The organism is bacterium (genome assembly GCA_024224155.1).
GTDB lineage: Bacteria > Acidobacteriota > Thermoanaerobaculia > Multivoradales > JAHEKO01 > CALZIK01.
Genome location: JAAENP010000506.1, coordinates 1 through 5,595 on the forward strand (window position 1 = coordinate 1; position 5,595 = coordinate 5,595).

Genomic DNA, 5,595 nt, shown 5'->3' on the forward strand with positions numbered 1-5,595 from the left:
CTCTCGGACGCACTTGGCTCGCTTTTCTACTACTACAGACAGCGCGATCGGCACGAGGACGCGGCCGCCGTGCTCGAGGAACGCTTGCAGGTCGATGCCCGGCGAGACGGCGTTGAGGCCGCCGAACGGGACGAGAACGAGGTCCGGCTCGCCGAGCAGTACGAGGCGCTGGGTCGCTACGACGAAGCGGAGGCCTTGCTGCGGCCGCTGGTCGATCTCGAGGCCAACAACGGCATCGGCTCTGGACCCATCTTCAAGTACGGCAAGTTCCTGGCGGCGCGCGGCCGCTACGCCGAGGCGGAACCCTATCTCCGGCACGCGGTCGAGCGCACCGACGCGCTCGTGGGTGCCGACCACCGCGGCTACGAGTTCCAGCGCCGCGAGCTGCGCAAGACGCTCGTCGCCCTGGGTCGCCTGCCGGAGCCCGAGCCCGAGGTGGTGGACGAATGCGAGTGCCCGATCGACTGGCAAGACGTCTACCGGCTCAAGAAACAGGGCCAGCGGAGCGAGGCGATTCGTCTGGTGCAGGAGGGGCTGGCTCAGCGCGAAACCGTTTACGGCCCGGAGTCTCTGGTGGTGGCCGACACCCTCGAACGGCTGGCCGATCTCTACACCGCAAAACCGCGTCAGGAAATCCCGCTTCGCGAGCGGGCGATTGCAATCTATCAAAAGCACCTGCAGATCTCGGACCGAAGGATCGGCGCCACGGCCCGCGCACTGGCTCTGGACTACTCGGCACTCGACGACCTCGAAGAAGCCTCGCGCTGGGCGCTCATGGCAGTCGAAAGCCATCAGGCGGCTTCGGACCGCAACCTGCTGCTCGCGATCACGCTCGACCACCTGGCTGAGCTCCGTCGCCGCGCCGACGCTACGGACGAGGCGCTCGAGTACTACCGGCTCTCTGCCGAGATGTGGAAGTCCGTCCGGGGAGAAGACAGTCACGAGCACCTCGACGCCCGGCAGCAGGCCGCCTTCTGTCACCTGGACTTACAGAACTATGAAGTGGCCGAGCATGAGTTGCTCGAATTGGTCGAGCACCATAGCCGGCTTGACGACCCCGAGTCCTGGAGCCCGCGCTTTACCTGGGCACTTCTCGAGCGTCTCTATGAAGAGACCGGCCGGTCCGAAGCCGCCCGCCGAGCTCACGAACAGGTTCGAACGTACTGAAACGGGAACTGGCAATTACGGCGCTGGGGATCAACAAATCACGAGGTTTCAGACCATGCAGAAAAGGACTCTGAGCGCACTCCTACTCTGCGCAATTGCATGCGCCCCCGGCACGGACAGCTCCGATAGCGCCGCCGGTGTCGAAAGGCCGGCTGACCGGATCACGGCGGGCGGCATCCTCGCCGACGTCGAGGCGCTGTCCGCCGACAGCATGGAAGGGCGCGCTGCCGGCACACCCGGTGCAAAGCGCGCTGCCGACTACATCGCCAGCCGCTTCGAGCAACTCGGACTCGAACCCATGGGCGACAGCTATCTTCTCCCTGTCGAGTTGGTCGGCTTGAAGAAGGACGTCGAGAAGTCCTCTTTCACCATCACCGGCCCCGACGGCGCCCTGCCGCTCGAAAACGACGTCAATTTCACCTTCTGGTCAACGGCGGAAAGGCCGGCCGTCGAGCTCGCGGACGTGCCGATCGTCTTCGTCGGCTACGGAGTCCAGGCGCCGGAGCACGACTGGGACGACTTTAAGGGCGAGGACGTGGAGGGGAAGGTCCTTCTATTCCTCAACAATGACCCGCGTGTAGAAGAGAACGGAGAAGAGCTCTTCGGAGGCGATGCGCGCACCTACTACGGTCGCTGGACCTACAAGTTCGAACAGGCGGACAAACTCGGCGCGGCGGGCGCCATCGTGGTCCACACCCTGGAGTCCGCCAGCTATCAGTTCAGCGTGATCGGCAACACCGGATCACGCAGGATCTGGCAACGCACCTACAACCTCGATCTTCTGGGCTGGTTGGATGAAGACATGAGCTCGCGCGTGGCTGCGTCGATGGACACGACGCTGCCGGGCCTTTTCGAGATGGCCAACCGGCGCGACTTCCACCCGGTCGACACCGACTACCGGCTCACCGCGCATGTCGAGACGGCGATCGAGCGGGTCGAGGACGCCAACGTAGTCGGCGTCGTGCGGGGGAATGACCCGGATCTCGCCGACCAATACCTCGTGTACACGGCCCACTACGACCATCTGGGCATGAATTCCGATGCCGAGGGCGACGACAAGATCTTCAACGGAGCACTGGACAACGCGCTGGGTGTCTCGGCCATGCTCGCCGCGGCCGACGCAACAGCGGCGGCGCCCCTGCGGCGCTCATCCATCTTCGTCGCCACCACGGCGGAGGAGGGCGGACTTCTCGGCAGCAGCGCCTTCGTGAAGAGCCCTCCTGTGCCGCTCAACCAGATGGTCGCCAACTTCAACATCGACTCCCCTCAGTGCTTCGGCCTCACCCACGACGTCGGCGCGATCGGCCTCGAGATGAGTAGCCTGGGCGCGGCTTTTGGCGAGATAGCGGCGGAGCACGGCGCCCAGGCCGTGGGCGACCCCAACCCAAATGCCGGGAGTTTCTATCGCTCGGACCAGGTCAACTTCGCCAAGGCGGGAATCCCAGCGCTCTACCTGCAGCGGGGCAAGGACTTCGTGACACCACCCGGCTTCGATCCAGACGAGTTGCGGCTAGCCAACTACCACCAGGTCACGGACGAGATCCTCCCCGAGTGGGATCTCGAGGGAATCACCCGAGACATGAGGATCCTCTTCGAGACCGCGACCCGCGCCGCGAACGCCGACGACCAACCGCGCTGGATCGAGGGCCACGAGTTCGAGGAGGAGTGGAAGGCGCTCTACGGGCGGTAGGAGCGGGCCTCCGAGCGGCTCGAACGCTTTGATTCTGACCCTCTACACCTTTCGATAGATCTGCGGGCGATAGGCGGGCTCGGGAATGGGCGGTCCGGCGTCTCAGTCAGGAACCGCCCAATAGGACTCGCCTTTCATCACGGGAGCTCGACTACTCCTGCTCGACCCAGGAGTTGATCCGGATGCTCTCGGTCAGGTGGTCATTCCACAGGAAGCCGTCGTTCCACAGGAAGCCGTCATTCCACAGGAAGCCGTCGGCCCAGACCCGGCCGTCGTCCCAGCTCATACCCTCACCCGAGATCACGCCGTCGTTCCACAGGAAGCCATCGTTCCACAGGAAGCCGCCGTCGTTCCAAAGGAAACCACCGTCGTTCCAGAGGAAGCCATCGTTCCAGAGAAAGCCGCCATCGTTCCAGAGAAAGCCGCCGTCGTTCCAGAGGAAGCCGTCTCCTTCGAGACCCATCAGAGAGTAACTGCCGTCGGCATTGCGGATAGCTCGCCCCCCGAAGTGCGCTCGACCAGCGAGATCGGCCTCGACATCGAGCCCCCCGTTCGCGCAGTCGGAAGCCACACTGTGCACCGAGTTCCAGACGTCGATCAGCCCGGCTCCCTGCTGGAACACGCTGTAGGCGAGCGTGCCGTCAACCTTTATCGCCGGGCGTCCCGAGCTCATCAGACGGCACTTGATCTCGTCCGGCGTCGCCGTCGGATCGGTTTCGAGCAGCAGGGCCACCGCGCCACTGACAACGGCCGCGGCTTGAGACGTGCCCGACATATAGAAGTAGTTGCCGAAGACCCACTCGGGATGCTGACTGGGTAGCAGGCTGTTGACGTCGACGACGCCCAGCATGTGCCCACCGGGAGCTATCACCTCGGGCTTTACGAAGCCCTCTACGGTCGGCCCGGTCGATGAGAAGGTCGCCAGGAAGTCGTCCGTGTCATTGTCGATGGTCGCGCCGTCGGACATCGCGCCCACGGTGATGACGTAGGGCACGTTGCCCGGCACACCGATGGTCATCGCGCCAGGGCCACGGTTGCCCGCCGAGGCGACCACGACGACTCCGGCTTTCCACAGAGCCATTACCGCCTGGTTCAGCGGATCGTCCCAGTAGTACGAGCTGGGCTCGGCACTGAAAGACATGTTCACGACCCCGATGTTGTAGATGTCCTTCTTCTTCAAGATCCAGTCGAGACCGCGGATGACGTTGGCGTAAGAGCCGCGCCCGCTGTCGTCGAATGCCTTGATCGCCACGAAGCCGGCATCGGGCGCGATGCCGTTGAAGCGGCCACCCACCGATTGGCTATCCAACGCCACGCTCGCGACATGCGACCCGTGACCGTGGCCATCACCACCGAAATGGGTCTGATCTCGTATCGCGTCGTAGCGGACGCCGAGACGCGATTTGCCGCTCGAATCCTCGACGAGCGTCTTCCAAGACCAGAGCCCGGTATCGACGACCGCGATGCTGACCCCCGCCCCGAGGACTCCCTGCTCGTGCAAGCGATCGGCACTCACCAAGGCCGGAAAATCGCTGTAGGGCGCGGCATCCAGGGCGGCTTCATTGGCGGACTCGTGCGTGTGGATGCCCCAGACCTCCACTCCGTCGAGCACGACCGACGCTCCAAATCCGAACTCGGAAGACGTGACGAACCGGATCTCGGTGTTGTGGTTGGCGTAGCTCGAGATGTCGTAGATAAAGAAGCTGGTGTCCAGAAATTGGGTGCCCACGAGATTGTGGGCCTCGATCCAGGTGTCGCCACCATCACCGGAGACCTGGACCGAAAGCCCGTCGGTCGCCCCGTCCAAGTTGTCCAGTTGGTAGTCGAAGACCAGGAAGGCGTAGCCTACGCTCTCGAGATTGACGCGTCGGCGCAGGCCCTTGTCGGCGCCGGCGATCCGCAGGCCCTGGCCGGCGGAGTACGCCGAAACGTACACGTCGCCCGCGCCTGCGCCATCAAGCTCGCCGATCTCCTTCCAGTCACCCTTCCAGCGTCGTGAGCCGTCGTTGTTCGAGAATGAAACCGCTTCGAAGCCGTCGGCGACATACCAGACACCTTCGCTCGCGTAGGGATCCACCACCTCCGGGCCCGCCTGATACTCGAGCTCCACCTGCTCCGCCGAAAGGGCCTCGCAATAGACCGCAACCAAGCTGTATCTGCCCACCCAGTCCCGGCTGGTTGTCGTGCTGCCGGTGCTGAACTCATTGCCGAGGGCTAGGCCGTAGTTCGCATTCCAGTTGTCAAAGCTGCCGTCTATCGTCTCGCTGTCGACCAGAACGCCGTCCAGATAGAACGAGGCGCTGCCGAAAGCGTCGCGGGTGACGACCAGCTGCTGCAGAGTCGCCTCGACGCTCGACCTGGCGCTATAGAGCCGCACCCTCGTCCCGTTGCTTCCATTGGTGGTCGTTCGCAGCCTGAACTGGTATCGATCGCCATCTTGGAGAAGGCTGAAATTACGGTTGTACGGATCGTTCGAGAGGCTGACGATGCGTGCCGGCCCCCCCTGCGAGAGCGCACCCGGTGTGATCCAGGCCTCGACGGTCAGCTCGTTGCTGGAACTGCAGGAGTCGAACACCTTGACCGCATCGACCGTGTTGGAGACCCGCGTCGCCTGCTCGAGGTTCAAGCCGCCGCCGCTCCACGAGACCCGATCCGGGTCTTCAATCGCGAGGTCGACCGGGGTCCCGGCTGCCAGATCACTGACGCTGATGCCAGCCCCGTCCGAAAAATCGTAGAGA

At 63.9% G+C, this 5,595-nt stretch carries 3 protein-coding genes; 2 read left to right on the top strand and 1 reads right to left on the bottom strand.

The features are described 5' to 3' along the window. Nucleotides 1-1,167 (top strand): tetratricopeptide repeat protein (locus GY769_23865; protein ID MCP4204957.1); only part of this gene is annotated, 1,167 nt, incomplete at its 5' end. A 55-nt stretch (nucleotides 1,168-1,222) separates the two neighbouring features. After that, complete coding sequence (locus GY769_23870) at nucleotides 1,223-2,857, top strand: M28 family peptidase (protein ID MCP4204958.1); 1,635 nt, start codon at nucleotides 1,223-1,225, stop codon at nucleotides 2,855-2,857. 151 nt (nucleotides 2,858-3,008) lie between these two features. Here the strand turns inward: GY769_23870 and GY769_23875 are convergent. Then, nucleotides 3,009-5,595, bottom strand: a 2,587-nt coding sequence (locus GY769_23875; protein ID MCP4204959.1) for a S8 family serine peptidase, incomplete at its 5' end; no start/stop codon positions are given.

Bases quoted from the DNA above. Each gene is read 5' to 3' on its own strand.
- GY769_23870 (MCP4204958.1), top strand. From the start codon at position 1,223: ATGCAGAAAAGGACTCTGAGCGCACTCCTACTCTGCGCAATTGCATGC.